The sequence below is a fragment of the Rhodococcus sp. P1Y genome (assembly GCF_003641205.1).
In the GTDB taxonomy this organism is placed as follows: domain Bacteria; phylum Actinomycetota; class Actinomycetes; order Mycobacteriales; family Mycobacteriaceae; genus Rhodococcoides.
The window spans coordinates 2783451-2802764 of sequence record NZ_CP032762.1; the positions used below are offsets into that span (position 1 = coordinate 2783451).

Annotated in this window: 29 protein-coding genes; 22 read left to right on the top strand and 7 right to left on the bottom strand. The window is 62.5% G+C overall.

Features of this window, described 5'->3' with window-relative positions:
• Positions 1-2 precede the first annotated feature (2 nt).
• The 5 genes from D8W71_RS12770 to D8W71_RS12790 form a co-directional block, all read right to left on the bottom strand.
• Positions 3-848 (bottom strand): ABC transporter permease, encoded by an 846-nt coding sequence (locus tag D8W71_RS12770; protein WP_121113996.1) that lies wholly within the window; start codon positions 846-848, stop codon positions 3-5.
• Positions 845-1816 (bottom strand): ATP-binding cassette domain-containing protein, encoded by a 972-nt coding sequence (locus tag D8W71_RS12775; RefSeq protein WP_121119083.1) that lies wholly within the window; start codon positions 1814-1816, stop codon positions 845-847. The genes D8W71_RS12770 and D8W71_RS12775 overlap by 4 nt, the downstream gene beginning before the upstream one ends.
• A gap of 124 nt (positions 1817-1940) precedes the next feature.
• The gene (locus D8W71_RS12780) at positions 1941-2885 is read right to left on the bottom strand and encodes a diiron oxygenase (RefSeq protein WP_121119085.1); all 945 of its coding nucleotides are present in this window, start codon (positions 2883-2885) and stop codon (positions 1941-1943) included.
• A gap of 5 nt (positions 2886-2890) precedes the next feature.
• Positions 2891-3787, bottom strand: coding sequence for a prephenate dehydrogenase dimerization domain-containing protein (locus D8W71_RS12785; RefSeq protein ID WP_121113997.1), 897 nt, complete (start codon positions 3785-3787; stop codon positions 2891-2893).
• Positions 3788-3806: 19 nt separating this feature from the next.
• Positions 3807-4298 carry a hotdog fold domain-containing protein gene (locus tag D8W71_RS12790; protein ID WP_121113998.1) on the bottom strand — a complete coding sequence of 164 codons (492 nt, stop codon included), beginning with the start codon at positions 4296-4298 and terminating at the stop codon, positions 3807-3809.
• A gap of 520 nt (positions 4299-4818) precedes the next feature.
• Between D8W71_RS12790 and rpsJ the strand changes: the two genes are divergently transcribed.
• Genes rpsJ through rpsQ form a run of 11 tightly spaced genes read left to right on the top strand, consistent with a single transcriptional unit; the run spans position 4819 to position 10109 of the window.
• On the top strand, positions 4819-5124 hold the full coding sequence (gene rpsJ / locus D8W71_RS12795) for a 30S ribosomal protein S10 (protein WP_003938093.1): 306 nt from the start codon (positions 4819-4821) through the stop codon (positions 5122-5124).
• A 14-nt stretch (positions 5125-5138) separates the two neighbouring features.
• Positions 5139-5804, top strand: coding sequence for a 50S ribosomal protein L3 (gene rplC / locus D8W71_RS12800; RefSeq protein WP_121119087.1), 666 nt, complete (start codon positions 5139-5141; stop codon positions 5802-5804).
• Entirely contained in the window at positions 5801-6472 is a 672-nt protein-coding gene (gene rplD / locus D8W71_RS12805) for a 50S ribosomal protein L4 (RefSeq protein WP_121113999.1), read from the top strand. Before rplC ends, rplD begins: the two co-directional genes overlap by 4 nt.
• On the top strand, positions 6469-6774 hold the full coding sequence (gene rplW, locus D8W71_RS12810; protein ID WP_121114000.1) for a 50S ribosomal protein L23: 306 nt from the start codon (positions 6469-6471) through the stop codon (positions 6772-6774). The genes rplD and rplW overlap by 4 nt, the downstream gene beginning before the upstream one ends.
• A gap of 39 nt (positions 6775-6813) precedes the next feature.
• Positions 6814-7653 (top strand): 50S ribosomal protein L2, encoded by an 840-nt coding sequence (gene rplB, locus D8W71_RS12815; RefSeq protein ID WP_121114001.1) that lies wholly within the window; start codon positions 6814-6816, stop codon positions 7651-7653.
• A gap of 13 nt (positions 7654-7666) precedes the next feature.
• Positions 7667-7948, top strand: a complete 282-nt coding sequence (gene rpsS / locus D8W71_RS12820; protein WP_008718309.1) for a 30S ribosomal protein S19 — start codon at positions 7667-7669, stop codon at positions 7946-7948.
• Entirely contained in the window at positions 7945-8367 is a 423-nt protein-coding gene (gene rplV, locus D8W71_RS12825; RefSeq protein WP_121114002.1) for a 50S ribosomal protein L22, read from the top strand. The genes rpsS and rplV overlap by 4 nt, the downstream gene beginning before the upstream one ends.
• Positions 8367-9170 (top strand): 30S ribosomal protein S3, encoded by an 804-nt coding sequence (gene rpsC / locus D8W71_RS12830; RefSeq protein ID WP_121114003.1) that lies wholly within the window; start codon positions 8367-8369, stop codon positions 9168-9170. Before rplV ends, rpsC begins: the two co-directional genes overlap by 1 nt.
• Positions 9171-9172: 2 nt before the next feature.
• Positions 9173-9589, top strand: a complete 417-nt coding sequence (gene rplP, locus D8W71_RS12835; protein WP_121114004.1) for a 50S ribosomal protein L16 — start codon at positions 9173-9175, stop codon at positions 9587-9589.
• Positions 9589-9834, top strand: coding sequence for a 50S ribosomal protein L29 (gene rpmC / locus D8W71_RS12840; protein ID WP_019663551.1), 246 nt, complete (start codon positions 9589-9591; stop codon positions 9832-9834). The genes rplP and rpmC overlap by 1 nt, the downstream gene beginning before the upstream one ends.
• On the top strand, positions 9831-10109 hold the full coding sequence (gene rpsQ / locus D8W71_RS12845; protein WP_068380845.1) for a 30S ribosomal protein S17: 279 nt from the start codon (positions 9831-9833) through the stop codon (positions 10107-10109). The genes rpmC and rpsQ overlap by 4 nt, the downstream gene beginning before the upstream one ends.
• Before the next feature lie 72 nt (positions 10110-10181).
• Here the strand turns inward: rpsQ and D8W71_RS12850 are convergent, their stop codons facing one another.
• Complete coding sequence (locus tag D8W71_RS12850; RefSeq protein ID WP_121114005.1) at positions 10182-11531, bottom strand: AIM24 family protein; 1350 nt, start codon at positions 11529-11531, stop codon at positions 10182-10184.
• A gap of 115 nt (positions 11532-11646) precedes the next feature.
• The gene (locus D8W71_RS12855; RefSeq protein WP_153275382.1) at positions 11647-12486 is read right to left on the bottom strand and encodes a hypothetical protein; all 840 of its coding nucleotides are present in this window, start codon (positions 12484-12486) and stop codon (positions 11647-11649) included.
• 382 nt (positions 12487-12868) lie between these two features.
• Here D8W71_RS12855 and rplN point away from each other — a divergent pair, with 382 nt between their 5' ends.
• From rplN to rplO, 11 genes are all read left to right on the top strand, one after another.
• Entirely contained in the window at positions 12869-13237 is a 369-nt protein-coding gene (gene rplN / locus D8W71_RS12860) for a 50S ribosomal protein L14 (protein WP_008718280.1), read from the top strand.
• The gene (gene rplX, locus D8W71_RS12865; protein ID WP_115963675.1) at positions 13238-13555 is read left to right on the top strand and encodes a 50S ribosomal protein L24; all 318 of its coding nucleotides are present in this window, start codon (positions 13238-13240) and stop codon (positions 13553-13555) included.
• Between the two features lies 1 nt (position 13556).
• Positions 13557-14129, top strand: a complete 573-nt coding sequence (gene rplE, locus D8W71_RS12870; RefSeq protein WP_121114007.1) for a 50S ribosomal protein L5 — start codon at positions 13557-13559, stop codon at positions 14127-14129.
• 4 nt (positions 14130-14133) lie between these two features.
• Positions 14134-14319, top strand: a complete 186-nt coding sequence (locus tag D8W71_RS12875; protein ID WP_019663559.1) for a type Z 30S ribosomal protein S14 — start codon at positions 14134-14136, stop codon at positions 14317-14319.
• A gap of 150 nt (positions 14320-14469) precedes the next feature.
• Positions 14470-15936, top strand: coding sequence for an APC family permease (locus D8W71_RS12880; protein ID WP_121114008.1), 1467 nt, complete (start codon positions 14470-14472; stop codon positions 15934-15936).
• Between the two features lie 539 nt (positions 15937-16475).
• Positions 16476-16874 (top strand): 30S ribosomal protein S8, encoded by a 399-nt coding sequence (gene rpsH / locus D8W71_RS12885; RefSeq protein WP_068380855.1) that lies wholly within the window; start codon positions 16476-16478, stop codon positions 16872-16874.
• Between the two features lie 15 nt (positions 16875-16889).
• The gene (rplF, locus tag D8W71_RS12890; protein WP_121114009.1) at positions 16890-17429 is read left to right on the top strand and encodes a 50S ribosomal protein L6; all 540 of its coding nucleotides are present in this window, start codon (positions 16890-16892) and stop codon (positions 17427-17429) included.
• A 1-nt stretch (position 17430) separates the two neighbouring features.
• A complete protein-coding gene (rplR, locus tag D8W71_RS12895) occupies positions 17431-17844 on the top strand; it encodes a 50S ribosomal protein L18 (protein ID WP_121114010.1) in 414 nt (137 codons plus the stop codon).
• A gap of 34 nt (positions 17845-17878) precedes the next feature.
• Positions 17879-18547: a 30S ribosomal protein S5 gene (gene rpsE / locus D8W71_RS12900; RefSeq protein ID WP_121114011.1), complete on the top strand. Its 669-nt coding sequence runs from the start codon at positions 17879-17881 to the stop codon at positions 18545-18547.
• On the top strand, positions 18547-18726 hold the full coding sequence (gene rpmD / locus D8W71_RS12905) for a 50S ribosomal protein L30 (protein ID WP_037108932.1): 180 nt from the start codon (positions 18547-18549) through the stop codon (positions 18724-18726). The genes rpsE and rpmD overlap by 1 nt, the downstream gene beginning before the upstream one ends.
• A 2-nt stretch (positions 18727-18728) precedes the next feature.
• The gene (rplO, locus tag D8W71_RS12910; protein WP_121114012.1) at positions 18729-19172 is read left to right on the top strand and encodes a 50S ribosomal protein L15; all 444 of its coding nucleotides are present in this window, start codon (positions 18729-18731) and stop codon (positions 19170-19172) included.
• The last annotated feature ends 142 nt before the right edge of the window (positions 19173-19314 follow it).

The window sequence follows — 19314 nt, forward strand, 5'->3', positions numbered from 1 at the left end:
CGTCAGTCCCTCCGTCCGAGGCTTGCCCACAGCGCGAGGGGAATCAGTACCACGGCCAAACCGACGATCCACGCCAGTGCCGGGAAGATCAGCGAGAAGCTGACCGAGCCGTCGGCCATGTCTCGCATGGCGGACGAGAACTGCGAGATCGGTTGGTTACGGACGAACGGGCGGATCCACTCCGGAAATCCCGATTCCGGTACGAAGCCCGTCGATGCCATTCCGAGGACCAGCTGCGGCAGAGTCAGAGCCTGGCTCGTCGCTTCCGGACTCTTGGACATCGTGCCGATGGCGTCCGCCCCGAACGACAGAATGGTGCTGATGGCCAGCGCCGTCACGCAGAACAGCGCTGCCTGCAGAGCGCCCGCGCTGAATCTGAATCCGATGACGTATCCGTAGATCAGTGCGGCGGTCAACGTCACGAGCGACCGTACGAAAGCGCTGCTCATTCGGGCCATCAGCGGTGCACCGATGACCACGGGCATCGTTTTCAAGCGCGTCGAGAGTCCGGTGAGCGCCTCGGTCGACGCGCGCTGCGCCGAGGTGATCGCGGTGAACGCCATGGCCTGCAGGACGATGATGGGCATCAGGAACTGCGCGTAGTCGATGCCCTGAAACTGCATCACGAATTTCAACGGCAGATAGAACCCGAGTGTGAACACGAGCGGTGCGACGACGGCGAGAACGAGTTCGCCCTTCCGCACCATGGTTCGGATGGTCCGGGCAGTGAGAACACGCCACTGGACGAAGCCCGAGGGTTCGAATCTCGACTTGCGTGGACGACTCGCGGTCTCGGCCGAGCCAACGCCCTCGGAGATCGATCGTGAGTTCTGCGCCGCGGCGGTCATCGAGTGGGCGCGGCGTCGTTGCGGCCGGTCAACGACAGGAAGACGTCGTCGAGCGATGGACGACGCAGTGCGATGTCCGCCAGAGGGATTCCTGCTTGATCGATCCGACGCAGCACCTCGGACAAGGTGGCTGCTCCGTCGGGCGCCGGGATCGACAGACGATCGGCACCAGGACGCACGTCGGCGGCGACGGCCGGGGGTACGAGTTCGCCGAGCACGTGGACCACTGCGGCCAGTTGGTCTGGATCGAACGGGACCACCTCGCAAAAATTCCCGCCGGTCATGGCCTTGAGTTGATCGCTCGTTCCCTCGGCGACGACCGTCCCCTTGTCGATAACGATGATGTTGTCGCTGAGGACGTCGGCCTCCTCGAGGTACTGCGTCGTCAGAAGCACGGTGATTCCCTGAGCTTTCAACGCCTCCACCAGCGACCACACGCCCTGGCGGGACCGGGGGTCCAGTCCGGTGGTCGGCTCGTCGAGAAACACCACAGCAGGGCGAACGACCAGTCCGCATGCGATGTCGATGCGGCGACGCATACCGCCCGAGTAGCCACGCACTGGTCGCTTGCCGGTGTCCGCCAGATCGAACTCTTCGAGCAACGCATTCGCTCGTGTCTTCGACGCCTTCTTGTCGAGGCCCATCAGACGTCCGAACAGCTCGATGTTCTCTCGGCCGGAAAGTGTGTCGTCCAGCGCTGCATACTGCCCGGTCATCATGATCGATCGGCGTACCGCGGGCGCTGCGGTGGCTACGTCGTGGCCGTCCACGACAGCTCGACCCGAGTCCGGTTTGATCAAAGTCGACAGCACCTTGACCGTTGTGGTCTTGCCCGCGCCATTCGGGCCGAGAATGCCGAGCACCGTGCCGCGTGGCGCAGAAAAACTGATGCCTTGGAGAGCATGGACGTCGCCGAACGATTTGTGGACGTCCTCCACCAGTACTGCTGCGTCCTCGGATAAGGGCATCGATTCTCCGTGCGGTAGATGTTCGTCGGTGAGCAAACTGGCAAAAGTGCGCCGGGTACCTGCGGTCGATTCAGGCAACACTCCGAAATGCTACCTGCCGCAAACTTCTGCTCGGCCCGACCGCTCACGGCCAGTCGATGCCGATTTCGTCCTCGACGTCGAGCTTGCGGCACAGCGACCGAATTCCGCTGTAATCCTGAACCAATTTCTGGCGTGAACTGTCGTTTCGAGTATCGGTCAGCATCCGCTCCCAGCCAACGACATTCTCGTGGCGAAGAATGGCCTCCCACGTCGAGAAGTCCGTCGACGAAAACGCGTCCATTCCTTCGGCAAGGCCGGTGAGAAACAGAGTTCTCTCCGCAGGGGCGAGAGCGTCGAACACGATCACGGCCATTTCGTCCGCGATCGATGCGTGGCAGTACTCGTCCCTGTTGTGCAACTTCACGGTGGCACGGTTGACCGGCTGAATCAGCTCGTTGTCCTCGATCAGATCGAGATACGAGGTGATCGAAATTTCTGCGACGGTGGTGTAGGCCAGTGCACTCAAAGCAGCGTCCGAACTGCTCTGCGCTTCCAGCTGGGATCGTTGTTGGCGTCGGATCACGGCACTGAAGGGCAGCGCGCGCTCGGGCATGGACCAACCGCGTTGCCGACGGGTCAGCGAGCTCGCGTTCAGGTGCATCAGCGTGTGATATTGCTCGTCCACCATCGCTTGAGTAACCGCTACGGCGAGTACGTCACCCATTTTCGTGTCGAACGCGTCCCGCGCGAGAAGCGAGAAACCTGGGTTGACTATGTGCTGTTCGACGTCCATCACGTTCTTGTTGAACGCAATCCAGCCCCAGGCGCGGATCCGTTCCTTGGACGCCTCGGCCAGGCCGCGGTAGATCTCGTGCTTGGCGAACGGTATGAGTGCTTCCGGGTAATCGTGCTTGTCGTGATCGAAGAGATCGTCCAGATCCGGTTCGACCTTCTTCACTGTGGCTCTCTGACCCCAGTTGGCCGCCAATCTCGACACGACAGCACTCTCGACGATGTCGTCGGTGTCGTACTCGGGCAGCGATGGCATCTCGATCACGTTCGATCCCCCTCACTGGCTGGTTCCCGCACAATACCGAACAGTCGGGCACACAGCGCTCGATACCGGTCCCCATCAGGGATCGAACCTTCCGCGGCGGAGAGGATGTCAGCGAATCGCGATTCGCTGCCGGAGCCGACTGCGTCGTCCAACTGGTGTACCGCGGTGGCCAGGGCTGCCCGTGCCGCGCCTGCGTACGGATTTCCGGACTGTACGTCCCAGTACACCTCGGGTTCGCCGCCGGTGATCCGAGCGAGGAGAGCAAGTGCCGCGCGCGCCGGGGGAGGGGCGATGGCCTCGACCAGGGCTGGGTCGACGTCGAGCGTGGCCAGCGCGGATCCGAATGCCAGAACGCTCGCGTGAGTCAGAGCCTGCGTCGCGGCGGCGAGTCGGTCGTGCGTGTCCGCGTCGACCTCGACGACCCGGCCACCCCACTCGGCGATGTCGGCGAGGAACTCGTCGACCCCCGGCCCATGTCGATGAGTGACAGCGGCGACGGGACGGCCTTCGATCCCCAGCGATGGCGCGAACATGGGATTGATCCCGACGACTGCCAGGTGAGGCGCATCTGCGGCGACCTTGGTAGCAAACCCGGACTTCACCGACAACGTCTCCACCACGAGCGCTCCGGGAGCGAAGTGTGCGAAAGAAACGCGCTCGCCGACGGACTCGGGCACCGCGAGGACCACGAGACGTGCTTCCCTCAGGATCGCCCGAAGGCCCTCGTCGGGCTCGAGTATGTCGCCGAGACGGTGCATCACCAGCTTTTCGGAAGAAATACCGGCACATGGGTCCACCGTCACGACAGATCGTCCGTCGCGAGCGAGAAGGCGGGCGATCATCGTCCCAACTGCGCCGCTTCCACCGACCACCACCGAGTCGTACGTGTTCATTCGTCCAGTATGTGGGTCGTCAGCGAACTGGTGAGATCCAGACCGTGATGTCGGCGTGAACGACCTCGGTCCCCGACTTGTCGGTGATCGACACTGGAATCACCAGGTCGGTCCCGTCGACGATCGAGTCGAAATCGGGCAACTCGACCAGTTCGGCAACTGCGGTCAGAGACGTGTTCGCCTTCGTGAGATAACCGACGGTCATCTCTTTGGGGATCCATCGATGCGTAGTCGGGACCGTTGCTTCTGCGAGCATTCCCATCGCGACCTCGGCGAGGTTGCATGCAGCGATCGCGTGGAAGGTTCCGAGATGGTTGCGGATTCCCCACCATTTCGGCGCTCGGACCTCGCAGCGACCGGGTTCCAGGAGTTGCACGTGGGGGAGAATCGAGCCGAAGTAGGGGACACGCAAGCACATCCCGAATGAGAAGACGGCCTGCCCGAGAAGGTTGTCCGGCAGCTTCTGCCAGATCCCGTAGGTGGGTCCGTAGGACTTGGTCGTGGTGGTCATCGCCGTATCTTACCGCTCGGTAAGATAGGTGCGGCTCCGCCGCCCGTGCGTGGGTAGTGACACAGGGACGTAACTACGCACGCACGGGGCTGGGGGCGCGAGTTGTGCTCGGGCCCGGTCTACGGCATACTGGTCGGGTTGCCTGGACACGGGACGCGCTTTCGTGCGGCCCGAACCAGGTAAGAGCAGAAACAGAACCAGCACTCCACGTGAGTGCGTTCGGTTTGCCGGCTCGGAGATGTTCGCGGTGCCTCACGGCAACGGTCATCGAAGAAGAGCAAGCGGAAAGAAGTGTCAGTAGAAATACGACACGCCCGACCGCGTGGACCGGAGAACCATGACAGATGAACAGCGGCAACGGATCGGGTCTCCCTGATCGCCAACGTTCGTTTCGTCGTGTGTGCACGAGGGCAGTTCGAGTCCTTTCGGCGTCAGCCGAGCGGCTCGGGGACTGTGCAGACGAGGTGGAGCAGGCCGAACGGCCGGCTTCACGACAAGCGGCAAGAAAAGGACACTAAGCGTGGCGGGACAAAAGATCCGCATCAGGCTCAAGGCCTACGACCATGAGGCGATCGACGCGTCAGCGCGCAAGATCGTCGAAACGGTCACCCGTACGGGTGCCCGCGTCGTCGGACCGGTGCCGTTGCCGACCGAAAAGAACGTGTACTGCGTCATCCGTTCGCCCCATAAGTACAAGGACTCGCGCGAACACTTCGAGATGCGTACTCACAAGCGGCTCATTGACATCCTCGACCCGACGCCGAAGACGGTCGACGCGCTCATGCGCATCGACCTGCCTGCCAGTGTCGACGTCAACATCCAGTGAGCGCGGAGACAACGATGACTGATAACAAGAATCGGCCTGCAACAGGCATTCTGGGCACCAAGCTCGGAATGACTCAGGTCTTCGACGAGAACAACCGCGTCGTTCCCGTGACCGTGATCAAGGCCGGCCCCAACGTGGTCACCCAGATCCGCACGCAGGAACGTGACGGCTACAGCGCCGTCCAGGTCGCCTTCGGTGCGATCGATCCCCGCAAGGTGAACAAGCCGGTCTCCGGCCAGTTCGAGAAGGCAGGCGTCACGCCTCGCCGCCATGTCGTGGAGATCCGCGTCGCCGACGCCTCGCAGTTCGAGGTCGGCCAGGAGCTCACCGCAGCTGTATTCGAGGACGGCGCATACGTCGACGTCACCGGAACCAGCAAGGGCAAGGGCTTTGCCGGAACGATGAAGCGTCACGGCTTCAAGGGCCAGGGCGCGAGCCACGGTGCTCAGGCCGTGCACCGTCGTCCGGGATCCATCGGTGGCTGCGCCACTCCGGGCCGCGTGTTCAAGGGAATGCGCATGTCCGGCCGTATGGGTGGCGACCGCGTCACAACGCAGAACCTCTCGGTCCACAAGGTGGACAGCGAGAACGGTCTGCTCTTGATCAAGGGAGCAATCCCGGGCCGTCGCGGCAACGTCGTGATCGTCAAGTCTGCATTGAAGGGTGGTGCACGGGCATGACCAGCCTCGAGAAGAAGACCAACCTGACGCTGGACGTCAAAGAAGCCGGTGGCAAGACCAACGGCACCGTCGATCTCCCCGCCGAGATCTTCGACGCGCCTGCCAACATCGCGCTCCTGCACCAGGTCGTCGTGGCTCAGCTCGCTGCCGCTCGTCAGGGAACCCACTCCACGAAGACTCGTGGCGAGGTTCGCGGTGGCGGCAAGAAGCCGTACCGCCAGAAGGGCACCGGCCGTGCACGCCAGGGCTCGACCCGTGCGCCGCAGTTCGTCGGCGGTGGAACCGTTCACGGACCACAGCCGCGCGACTACAGCCAGCGGACCCCCAAGAAGATGAAGGCCGCTGCACTGCGCGGAGCCCTCTCCGATCGGGCCCGCAGCGAGCGTCTGCACGTGATCACGGAACTGGTTGCAGGACAGACCCCGTCGACGAAGGTCGCGAAGTCCTTCCTCGCCGAGATCTCCGATCGCAAGAAGGTTCTTCTGGTCGTCGGCCGCGAAGACGTTGCAGCGTGGAAGAGCGTTCAGAACCTGGAAGGCGTGCACCCCATCGCACCCGACCAGCTCAACACGTACGACGTGCTCGAAGCCGATGACGTCGTATTCAGCGTGGAAGCGCTGAACAAGTTCATCGCAGGGCCTGCGAAGAACGAGGAGGGAACCAAGTGACCACCATCGCCGATCCCCGCGACATCCTGCTGGCTCCGGTCATCTCCGAGAAGTCCTACGGACTGATCGAAGAAGGCACGTACACCTTCCTGGTGCACCCGGATTCGAACAAGACGCAGATCAAGATCGCCGTCGAGAAGATCTTCGACGTCACCGTGACCAGCGTCAACACGCAGAACCGTCAGGGCAAGCGTAAGCGGACCCGTGCCGGTTACGGCAAGCGCAAGGACACCAAGCGCGCGCTCGTAACGCTCTCCGCCGACAGCAAGCCCATCGAGATCTTCGGAGGTCCGGTCGCGTAAGCGACTGGGACTCTTCGGATATAGAGGACGAGAAGACTCATGGCAATCCGTAAGTACAAGCCGACCACTCCGGGCCGCCGCGGCTCCAGTGTCTCCGATTTCGCGGAGATCACTCGCAGCACGCCCGAGAAGTCGCTGGTTCGCCCCCTGCACGGTCGCGGTGGACGTAACGCACACGGTCGTATCACCACTCGGCACAAGGGTGGCGGACACAAGCGCGCGTACCGTCTGATCGATTTCCGTCGCAACGACAAGGACGGCGTGCCGGCCAAGGTCGCTCACATCGAGTACGACCCCAACCGCACCGCCAACATCGCTCTGCTGCACTACGCAGACGGTGAGAAGCGCTACATCGTGGCTCCCAAGGGCATCGCTCAGGGTTCGCCGATCGAGCAGGGCGCAGGCGCCGACATCAAGCCGGGCAACAACCTGCCTTTGCGCAACATCCCGACGGGTACGACCATCCACGCGGTCGAGCTTCGTCCGGGTGGCGGCGCCAAGATGGCACGCTCCGCAGGCGCAAGCATCCAGCTCCTCGGTAAGGAAGGCCCCTACGCGACCCTGCGTATGCCGTCCGGTGAAATCCGTCGCGTCGACGTGCGCTGCCGCGCAACTGTCGGCGAGGTCGGCAACGCCGAGCAGTCGAACATCAACTGGGGTAAAGCCGGCCGTATGCGTTGGAAGGGCAAGCGCCCGACCGTTCGTGGTGTCGTGATGAACCCGGTCGACCACCCGCACGGTGGCGGCGAGGGCAAGACCTCCGGTGGACGCCACCCGGTCAGCCCTTGGGGACAGGCCGAAGGCCGTACCCGCAGTAAGAAGAAGGCGAGCGACAAGCTGATTGTCCGTCGTCGTCGTACCGGCAAGAACAAGCGCTAGGAGGGAGTTCAGAATGCCACGCAGCCTGAAGAAAGGCCCGTTCGTAGACGATCACCTCCTCGCGAAGGTTGACGTCCAGAACGACAAGGGAACCAAGCAGGTCATCAAGACCTGGTCCCGTCGATCGACAATCCTCCCCGACTTCATCGGTCACACTTTCGCCGTCCACGACGGTCGTAAGCACGTACCGGTGTTCGTGTCCGACTCCATGGTCGGCCACAAGCTCGGAGAGTTCGCACCGACCCGTACGTTCAAGGGTCACATCAAGGACGACCGGAAGGCGAAGAGGCGATGAGCAAGACCGAAACCGCCGTCAACCCGACTGCCAAGGCCGTTGCGAAGCACGTCAGCGTCACGCCGATGAAGGCACGTCGCGTCGTGGATCTGGTTCGCGGGCGCTCCGTCGAGGACGCGCTCAACATCCTGAAGTTCGCGCCGCAGGCAGCCAGCGAGCCGGTCGCCAAGGTGATCGCCTCTGCAGCTGCCAACGCCGAGAACAACCTGGATCTCGACCCGAGCACGCTGATCGTCGCCACTGCTTTCGTCGACGAAGGCAAGACGGGCAAGCGTTTCCAGCCACGTGCACAGGGCCGGGCATTCCGGATCCGCAAGCGCACCAGCCACATCACGGTGATCGTCGAGAGCCTGCCCAAGACCGGCGGAACAAGTCGCAACCGTCGTAAGGGCCAGGCGTCCAAGGAAGGGGCTCAGTAGTGGGTCAGAAAATCAACCCGCACGGCTTCCGCCTCGGTATCACCACTGACTGGAAGTCGCGCTGGTACGCAGACAAGCAGTACTCGGAGTACGTCAAGGAAGACGTCGCGATCCGTAAGCTTCTCGCCACCGGCATGGAGCGCGCGGGCATCGCGAAGGTCGAGATCGAGCGCACCCGTGACCGTGTTCGCGTGGACATCCACACGGCACGCCCGGGCATCGTCATCGGTCGTCGTGGCGCCGAGGCCGACCGCATCCGCGGAGCACTCGAAAAGCTGACCGGCAAGCAGGTTCAGCTCAACATCCTCGAGGTCAAGAACGCCGAGTCCGAAGCTCAGCTCGTGGCTCAGGGTGTTGCAGAGCAGCTCAGCAACCGCGTCGCATTCCGCCGCGCAATGCGTAAGGCCATTCAGTCGGCCATGCGTCAGCCGAACGTCAAGGGCATTCGTGTCCAGTGCTCCGGTCGACTCGGCGGCGCCGAGATGTCCCGCTCGGAGTTCTACCGCGAAGGCCGTGTGCCGCTGCACACGCTTCGCGCGGACATCGACTACGGGCTCTACGAAGCCAAGACCACCTTCGGCCGTATCGGCGTGAAGGTGTGGATCTACAAGGGCGACATCGTCGGTGGCAAGCGTGAGCTCGCCGCTGCAGCACCTGCTGCAGGTGCCGATCGCCCGCGTCGTGAGCGTCCATCGCGTCCGCGTCGCTCCGGTGCTTCGGGCACCACGGCGACCAGCACCGAGGCCGGCCGCGCGGCTTCCGCAGAGGCCCCGGCCTCGACCGAGCCGAATCAGGAGGGCTGACTATGTTGATCCCACGCCGGGTCAAGCACCGTAAGCAGCACCACCCGAAGCGTTCGGGCGCTGCCAAGGGCGGCACCGCTGTGACGTTCGGTGACTACGGCATTCAGGCTCTCGAGCCGGCCTACATCACCAACCGTCAGATCGAGTCCGCTCGTATCGCGATCACCCGCCACATCAAGCGTGGCGGCAAGGTCTGGATCAACATCTTCCCGGACCGCCCGCTCACCAAGAAGCCTGCCGAGACCCGCATGGGTTCCGGTAAGGGTTCGCCCGAGTGGTGGATCGCCAACGTCAAGCCGGGTCGCGTGCTCTTCGAGCTCTCGTTCCCCGACGAGACCGTCGCGCGTCAGGCACTGACTCGCGCTATCCACAAGCTGCCGATGAAGGCACGCATCATCACCAGGGAGGAGCAGTTCTGATGGCTACCGGAACCCCAGCCGCAGAGCTCCGCGAGCTCACCGGTGAAGAGCTGGTCACCAAGCTGCGTGAGTCGAAGGAAGAGCTGTTCAACCTTCGTTTCCAGATGGCTACCGGCCAGCTGGACAACAACCGTCGACTGCGCACCGTTCGTCACGAGATCGCGCGCATCTACACCGTGCTGCGTGAGCGTGAGCTCGGCCTGGCTACAGGTCCTGCCGACGACACTGCAGGTGACGCGGCATGAGCGAGGAAAAGACTGTGACTGAAGAGCGCAACAACCGCAAGGTTCGGATCGGCTACGTCGTATCCGACAAGATGGAGAAGACGATCGTGGTCGAGCTGGAAGACAGGGTCAAGCACCCTCTCTACAGCAAGGTCATCCGTCGGACCACCAAGGTCAAGGCACATGACGAGAAGGGCGACGCCGGCGTAGGCGATCGCGTTCAGCTCATGGAGACCCGCCCGCTGTCCGCCACGAAGCACTGGCGACTGGTCGAGGTTCTCGAAAAGGCCAAATAAGCATCTGTTTTGCTGCGAAAAAGCCCACTCCCGTTCGGGGGTGGGCTTTTTCGTGTCCAGTGGTGGTTCGTGTCAGCGGCCCAGTAGCCCGCCGAGTGCACCGCCGACTCCTGCTTGCTCGCCGCTGCCGCTACCACCGATCAGGCCGCCAGGCGGTTGCTCGGAGGGTTGGACGACGACGAACCCTTGGCCCGCGAATTCGAGGGTGAACCGTTCGCCGGTGCTGCGTCCGATCAATGTCCCGAGGCCGAACGAATCGTTCTTCTTCACTCTGGTGGACAAACTGGACGACCACGCCACCGCAGCTTGCGGGTCTGCGAACGTCGGCTGATCGACCTGCAGGACCACCGGCACTCCGTCGGTCGTGATCGCAATCCGGCCGCGGCCGGTGAAGACACAGTTGAAGAAGCCTGCGTTGCCGCCGGCTGCTGCGCCCTGAACACGCTTGACGTCGTACGTCAGGGTCGACTCGAACGCGAGAACGTTTGCGCCGTTGATCGTCAGGCCATCCGTGCCGTCCAAGTCGATGAGGTGAACGTCCTGGGCTGCATTGGCCAGGAACAGATCGCCCCTGCCGGACACCGTCATGAGGGGAACGCCTTCCCCGGACAACGCCTGCTTGAACGCGCGTCCCAGTCCTCCTGCACCTTTGGCCTCGAACTTCAGATCGCCCTGGTAGGCCACCATGGATCCGGCTCGAGCCATGACGTCGCCGTTCATTCCGACGCGACACATCTTGCTGCCCTGTTTCTGAATTCCCGCCCCTGGCACCTCGGAGTGCTCCGGTGCGAACAGATCGCTCTTCATGGGGAGATGTCCTCCTGAGGTCGGGGCCTGGACTGGGGCTTGGGCTTGGGCTGGGGAGGGGTGTTGAGATGCAGCCGGTGTCAGTGGTGCTGGGGTGTAGTCCTCGTCGGCTTCGGTGTCGTCGATCTCGATACCGAATGCTGTTGCTATACCGGCCAACCCGTCGGTATAGCCCTGTCCGACGGCGCGAATCTTCCACGCGTCTGCACGTCGGTAGATCTCGAGACACACGAGTGCGTTTTCTTGACCCAAGGCGTCTGCGGGATAGGCGACGAACGGCGTCCCAGACGTATCGGCGACGGTCGTCTCGACTGGACCGGCTGACGCGAATGTCAGAGGACCTGTGCCGTCCAGTGAGGCCGTAATCGCTACGGTGTCGATGTCCGACGGCAGTTGCGACGGTTCGATGACTATTCGGTGGCCGCCGGGATCGCGCTGGTATTCGATACCCGGGCCTGCGGGCTGGTTGTAGAAGATGAGGTCGTCGTCGGAGCGGACCTTGCCATTCGCGGCGAGCAACAGCGCGGAGACGTCGACCGCAGCTTGCGTCCGCAGCATCACGGTCAGCGTCCCTGGTGGGGCGGGGCAGTTCTCCCCGCGAGCGAGGGTCTTCATTGGTCCCAGTGTGCCAGTGCTATCCCTTGGGGAGCTCGGATACGTTCGCGCGACCGGATTGCGTTCCCGCGGTCGCGATCGGAGGAGCGGTAGCGTATTCGGGGAGCGGGAACAGTTATAGACCTGCGATTCGGAGGCCGTCGAGCAGGATTCTGTGCAAACGTTCGGGTTTCACGAGGTCTGCCCAGGTCCACCGAACGACATGGGTGCCTCGGCGACGAATCGCATCTTCTCGCAGCTTCTCCTTAGTCACGACTGCGGGGGCGTCGGAGGTGTACTTGCTCATTCCGTCGGATTCGCCCACGAGCTTCGCATTCCAGTCGAAATCGGTTCGTGCGATCAGACGGCCGTGCTCGTCGTGGAATTCGTGTTGTAAACGGGGCTCGGGTATGTCCGGCCACCGGTGCATGAGTACGCGTGACCATGATTCGCCGATGCTCTCGGTCAAGGGGCTCGCGTATTCGACGGCGTCACGAACATGTGCAATCCCCCTCCGACGCCCAAGCCGATCGAGTACTAGCTGCGGCTTGGTCGTCGACACTCTCAACGCCGACTCGATTGCGCACACAGCTTGGACGAATGTGCCCGCGCATCCGACGTCGAGGGCTGTCCGCATCGGCGAAGTCACCACGATTCCGTCGATCACGATGACGTCTTCACTCTGGAGCGGCGCTCGATGGAGGATTCGGGAAGACGACTTCTTTCCACCTCCGCGCCCGTCCGATGTGAAGTGCACAAGCGTATGGTCCGGCCGAAGGAGCGGACGCCCCAGTAGAGCAGCCGCCGAGTCATGACTGACGATGGCATCGGTGTCGGCTGCGTAGGCAAGGACTCGTCGTCGATACTGTTCGGCACGGGACATCTCGGCCCACTGAGCTCCGTCGACATATGCGCCTGGCCTGAGCCTCGTCAGCTCACCTTTGCGGTGCGCTGTGCGGAGAATGTCATCGGTCATACCCCGATCGTGGGCTTCGCGACGGCTGAGGAACGGTTCCATGCGCGAGATCGTGAACCATGGCACCGACAGGTTTCGACGGATTGCCGCCACTGACTTGGCTGGCCGCAGGGAGCTACAGGCGTTCCCGCGGCTGGAATACGTTCCCGCGTCCCGATCGGAGGAGCGGTAGCGTATTCGGGGAGCGGGAACGAATCCCGCGCGTGTGGAATCCTCGCGTCGTTAACCAGGGACGATTTGGTGTGCACCTGGTCCGTCCCCTACACTTGACCGGTTGCCTGTGGCAGCGGTGTGCCTTCGTGCGCCCGCGTTGTATGCAGCCGACCGCGCGTGTCGGGACGGAAATCCGGCACGTATGCACATCCAGGTCTAGGAGAAGTTTGTGATTCAGCAGGAGTCGCGAGTACGCGTCGCTGACAACACGGGCGCTAAGGAAATCCTTTGCATCCGCGTTCTCGGTGGCTCGTCACGTCGCTACGCCGGAATCGGCGACATCATCGTAGCTACGGTGAAAGACGCCATCCCCGGTGGAAATATCAAGAAGGGCGAGGTCGTCAAGGCGGTCATCGTCCGTACCGTCAAGGAGCGTCGCCGCCCGGACGGTTCCTACATCCGTTTCGACGAGAACGCTGCCGTGCTGATCAAGCCGGACAACGATCCTCGCGGAACCCGCATCTTCGGCCCGGTCGGCCGCGAGCTGCGTGAGAAGAAGTTCATGAAGATCGTCTCGCTCGCCCCGGAGGTGCTGTAAATGAAGGTGCACAAGGGCGACACCGTTCTCGTGATCGCAGGCAAGGACAAGGGCGCCAAGGGCAAGGTCATTCAGGCCTACCCCGCTGACTCCAAGGTCCTCGTCGAGGGCGTGAACCGCATCAAGAAGCACACTGCGGTCTCCGCTAACCAGCGTGGCGCGTCTTCGGGCGGAATCGTCACGCAGGAAGCCCCGATCCACATTTCGAACGTCGCGGTCATCGACTCGGACGGAAACCCCACTCGCGTGGGCTACCGCACCGACGAGGAGTCCGGCAAGCGCGTTCGCATTTCCCGGAAGAACGGGAAGGACATCTGAGATGACTACCACTGAGAACAAGGCAGGCGTTCAGCCTCGCCTCAAGGCGCGCTACCGTGCCGAGATCAAAGACGCCCTCAACACCGAGTTTGCATACGAGAACGTCATGCAGATCCCCGGCGTCGTCAAGGTCGTCGTCAACATGGGCGTCGGCGACGCCGCCCGTGACGCGAAGCTGATCAACGGTGCAGTTGCCGACCTCGCAGCGATCACCGGCCAGAAGCCGGAGATCCGCAAGGCTCGCAAGTCCATCGCGCAGTTCAAGCTCCGTGAAGGAATGCCCATCGGCGCACGCGTCACGCTTCGTGGCGACCGCATGTGGGAGTTCCTGGACCGCCTGACCTCCATTGCCCTTCCCCGAATCAGGGACTTCCGTGGCCTCTCCGGCACGCAGTTCGACGGCAACGGCAACTACACGTTCGGCCTCAACGAGCAGTCGATGTTCCACGAGATCGACGTGGACAAGATCGATCGTCCGCGCGGCATGGACATCACTGTGGTGACCACCGCAACCAACAACGAAGAAGGCCGCGCGCTGCTCAAGCACCTCGGCTTCCCGTTCAAGGAGAACTGAGTCCATGGCGAAGAAGGCATTGGTCAACAAGGCCAACAAGAAGCCGAAGTTCGCAGTGCGTGGCTACACGCGTTGCAACCGCTGCGGCCGTCCCCACTCCGTGTTCCGCAAGTTCGGCCTGTGCCGTATCTGCGTTCGCGAAATGGCACACCGCGGAGAACTCCCCGGCGTCCACAAGAGCTCCTGGTGACATCGAAGTCCCGGTAAAGCTGGACCTTCGGGTCTCGTAGTAACCACGCTGACGGGCGTGGGTTCCGAAAGGAACCCACGCCCGTTTTGTGCTGCTGCAACCCCCTGGCAGGTCTACTGTCAATCGAACTGACTCCACAGGAGGTTCGCCATGGCAGCACTGAAGCAGGATGAAACGCAAGCGGAACCAGGTGAACTGAAACGCGTCCTCGGACCTGGTCTCCTGCTCCTGTTCATCGTCGGTGACATCCTCGGCGCCGGGGTCTACGCCGTCACAGGCGACATGATCTCGAACGTCGGCGGCATTGCGTGGGTGCCGTTCGTGCTGGCATTCGTCGTCGCGACGCTCACTGCGTTCTCCTATCTGGAACTGGTGACGAAATACCCACAGGCGGCCGGTGCTGCGCTGTACACCCACAAAGCGTTCGGCATTCATTTCGCGACGTTCATCGTTGCCTTCGCGGTGATCTGTTCTGGAATCACGAGCGCTGCGACCTCGTCCAACGTCGTCGCCGGCAACTTGCTGGCGGGACTGCACGAGACCTTCAGCGATGCAGACGGTCTCGGCTGGTTCGACATCCCCACAGGATCGACGTCGCAACTCGTCGTAGCCCTCCTGTTCATGGGATTTCTGGCCGCCATCAACCTGCGCGGCGTAGGTGAATCCGTGAAATTCAATGTCGTGCTCACCGCCATCGAAATGGTAGCCCTGGCGATCGTCATCGTGATCGGCTTCATCGCGGTCGGGCAGGGGAGCGCAGAAGGCGATATCGCCAATCTCGTTGTCTTCGAAGATCAGAACGAGAAAGGGATATTTCTCGCGGTGACGATCGCGACGACTATTGCCTTCTTCGCGATGGTGGGTTTCGAGGACTCGGTGAACATGGTCGAGGAAACGAAGGAACCGCAGAAGATCTTCCCCAAGATGATGCTGTCCGGACTCGGAATTGCGTGCCTCATATACGTATTGGTTGTTGTGGCGGTGATTGCTGTGCTTCCACTGAATTACGACTCGGGGAGCGAAGGAATTCTGCTTCACGTCGTTCGCGTCGGAGCACCTAATCTCCCGATCGACGAAGTTTTCCCTTACATGACTGTATTTGCGGTGGCCAACACCGCACTCATCAACATGCTGATGGCAAGTCGATGTATTTATGGTCTGGCACGCCAGCGGGTGCTCCCGACCGCACTCGGCGCTGTGTTGCCGAAACGCAGATCACCCTGGGCCGCAATTGTTTTCACAACACTGCTGGCCGTAGTGCTCATCGTGGTAGTCAACCGGTTGAGTGGAAACTCCGTGGTAAGCGCACTGTCGGGAACGACAGGTTTGTTGCTGTTGGGCGTATTCGCGGTGGTCAACGTCGCGTGTCTGGTACTTAAACAGCGCGCGGACAAGACGTTCTTCCGCGCGCCGGTGTGGGTGCCGGTCGCTGGTGCCGCTCTGTGTCTGTTCTTGGTCGGTCCGTGGGCGCGCACCGAATCACAGATGATCCAGTACAAGATCGCAGGCGCGATGTTGTTGCTCGGCGTCGTGCTGTGGGCTGTTACGTACCTCGTGAACAAGGCAACGGGCCAGGGAGCGCCGCGAATCGACGCCGACAAGCTCGACGAACACTGAGCTGCCTGTCCCGTGAGACCCCCGGGCCCCGGGAAGCGGGGAGCGAATGAGCCATTCGGTCACCCGGGGTGCTGGTTGCGTGGGTTGCAGTGGGTGCGTGTGTTGCAACGCACGCGTGGGCTGGAACCCGCGCGTAGACGCCACATCGGAGCGAATGAGCCATTCGGTCACCTGGAGCGTCGGCGAACCATGTGCGACGCGCGGCTGAATTCCGCGCATAGCAGGTGCGATTTGGACTTTGTGCACCGGTTGCCTACACTTATGCGGTTGCCCGGGCTTCGTCGTGCCTGCACACGAGTCCTTGCAATAACTTGACGCAACCTCGAGTCCTCCGCATGCGGAAGCTCGTAACACCTGGCAGTGCAGCGATGCATTGCTTGGAGCGCAACCCCTGACCGGCAACAGTCGGTCAGGACATGTTCACTTCGCTGTAGGCCCACGATGTGACGAACCAGGCCCGACGGGTTCTTTCGACCCAGAGGCACCAGTTCGCGCGTGCTGCATGGGAACCGCTGCGAGAAAGGTGCACAGGTCACACCATGACGATGACCGATCCAATTGCAGACTTCTTGACGCGTCTGCGCAACGCCAACTCGGCGTACCACGACGAGGTGAAGCTTCCCCATTCGAAGCTGAAGGCGAACATCGCCGAGATCCTCAAGCGTGAGGGCTACATCTCCGACTTCCGTACCGAGGACGCCGAGGTGGGCAAGACCCTCATCGTCGACCTCAAGTACGGACCCAGCCGTGAGCGCAGTCTCGCAGGCGTGCGTCGCATCTCGAAGCCTGGCCTTCGCGTGTACGCAAAATCCACCAATCTGCCCAAGGTTCTCGGCGGCCTGGGCGTGGCGATCATCTCCACGTCCACCGGTTTGCTCACAGAGCGTCAGGCGGCCAAGCAGGGTGTGGGCGGAGAAGTCCTCGCCTACGTCTGGTAGGGGAGGGCAACCACCATGTCACGTATTGGAAAATTGCCAGTCGCTGTCCCCGCGGGCGTCGACATCACCATCGAAGGTCAGAACGTCGCGGTCAAGGGCCCCAAGGGTGCTCTCAGCCTGACGATCGCCGAGCCCATTCAGATCGCTCGCGCGGACGACGGCACCATCGCCGTCACCCGTCCGGACGACGAGCGTCGTAGTCGCTCGCTGCATGGCCTGTCGCGGACTCTCGTCGCCAACCTCATCACCGGTGTCACCAACGGTTACACCACCAAGATGGAGATCCACGGCGTCGGTTACCGCACCGTACTCAAGGGCAAGGACCTCGAGTTCGCGCTCGGGTACAGCCACCCTGTGCTGATCGAAGCGCCGGAGGGCATCACGTTCACGGTGGAGTCGCCCACGCGATTCACCATCACCGGAATCGACAAGCAGGCGGTCGGTCAGATCGCTGCCAACATCCGTCGTTTGCGTCGCCCGGACCCGTACAAGGGCAAGGGCATCCGCTACGAGGGTGAAGTTATCCGCCGCAAGGTCGGAAAGACGGGTAAGTGATATGAGCCAGCAAACAGAAGACAAGGCGAAGGTCGACCGCAGGCCACGCGGCACCGATGTGTCCACGAAGCGTCGCCTGTCGAAGGCGCGTCGTCACTTCCGCCTTCGCAAGAAGATCTCCGGAACGCCCGAGCGTCCTCGCTTGGTCGTCAACCGCTCCTCGCGTCACATTCACGTTCAGCTGATCGACGATCTCGCGGGCCACACGCTGGCCAGCGCATCGACGATCGAAGCCGACGTGCGTGCACTCGAGGGAGACAAGAAGGCCCAGAGCGCCAAGGTCGGCGAGCTCATCGCCAGCCGCGCGAAGGCCGCTGGAATCGACGCGGTTGTGTTCGACCGTGGCGGCAACAGCTACAGCGGCCGCATCGCGGCACTGGCAGAAGCTGCTCGCGAAGGCGGGTTGGCATTCTGATGATGACTCTTACTGACAACGGAAGGACAGCCTGATGCCGGGACGTCAACGGCGTGACGGCGGAAGCGGCCCCGCCGGACAGAACAGTGGACCGAATACAGGCGGTGACAACAACCAGCGCGGTGACAACCGTGGTGGCCGTGACCGTCGTGACAACTCGCGCGGCGGAAACGCTGCCGAGAAGTCCAACTTCATCGAGCGCGTAGTCGCGATCAACCGCGTCTCCAAGGTCGTCAAGGGTGGTCGTCGCTTCAGCTTCACCGCCCTCGTCATCGTCGGAGACGGCAACGGATTGGTCGGCGTCGGCTACGGCAAGGCCAAAGAGGTTCCCGCGGCGATCCAGAAGGGCGTCGAGGAGGCTCGTAAGAGCTTCTTCCGTGTCCCGATGATCGGCGGAACCATCACGCACCCCGTCCAGGGTGAAGCAGCAGCGGGCATCGTCATGCTCCGTCCGGCCAGTGCCGGTACCGGAGTCATCGCCGGTGGTGCTGTTCGCGCCGTGCTGGAGTGCGCCGGGATCCACGACGTGCTGTCGAAGTCGCTCGGTAGCGACAACGCCATCAACGTCGTCCACGCCACGGTCGCAGCCCTCAAGGGTCTGCAGCGTCCCGAGGAAGTTGCGGCTCGCCGCGGTCTCACCCTCGAAGAGGTTGCTCCCGCAGGAATGCTCCGTGCACGTGCACAGGCAGGAGCGGTCAAGTAATGGCACAGCTGAAGGTCACTCAGATCAAGAGCACCATCGGCCAGAAGTCGAACCAGCGGGACAGCCTGCGGACGCTCGGACTCAAAGGCATTCGCCAGTCCGTTCTTCGTGAGGACACCCCGCAGACCCGAGGTCTGGTCAACGTTGTGCGCCACCTCGTAACTGTTGAGGAGGTCTAACCATGACCATCAAACTGCATCACCTGCGCCCCGCACCCGGATCCAAGTCGGCGAAGATTCGCGTCGGCCGCGGTGAAGGTGGCAAGCGCGGCAAGACCGCAGGACGCGGTACCAAGGGAACCGGCGCACGCAAGAACGTGCCGGCGCGCTTCGAGGGTGGCCAGATGCCACTTCACATGCGTCTCCCGAAGCTCAAGGGCTTCACCAACCCGAACCGGGTCGAGTTCCAGGTCGTGAACCTTCGCGACATCGAGCGTCTGTTCCCCGAAGGTGGCGAGATCAGCATTGCCGACCTCATCGCCAAGGGCGCAGTCCGCAAGAACGAGCCCGTCAAGGTTCTGGGCGACGGAAACCTGACCGTCAAGGTCGATATTTCCGTCAACAAGTTCACCGGCTCCGCCAAGGAAAAGATCGCCGCCGCAGGCGGGTCTGCAACCGAGGTATAGCCACGTCGACTTCGGTCGAGTGAGCACAATGTGTGTCGATGGCCGCAGCGGCAAGTCTCCTACGAGGCTCACGCTGCGGCCATCGTTGCTATTGCGGGCAGGTCGACACCGGTCCGATCGGTCAGTGGCCGGATGGCCCGAT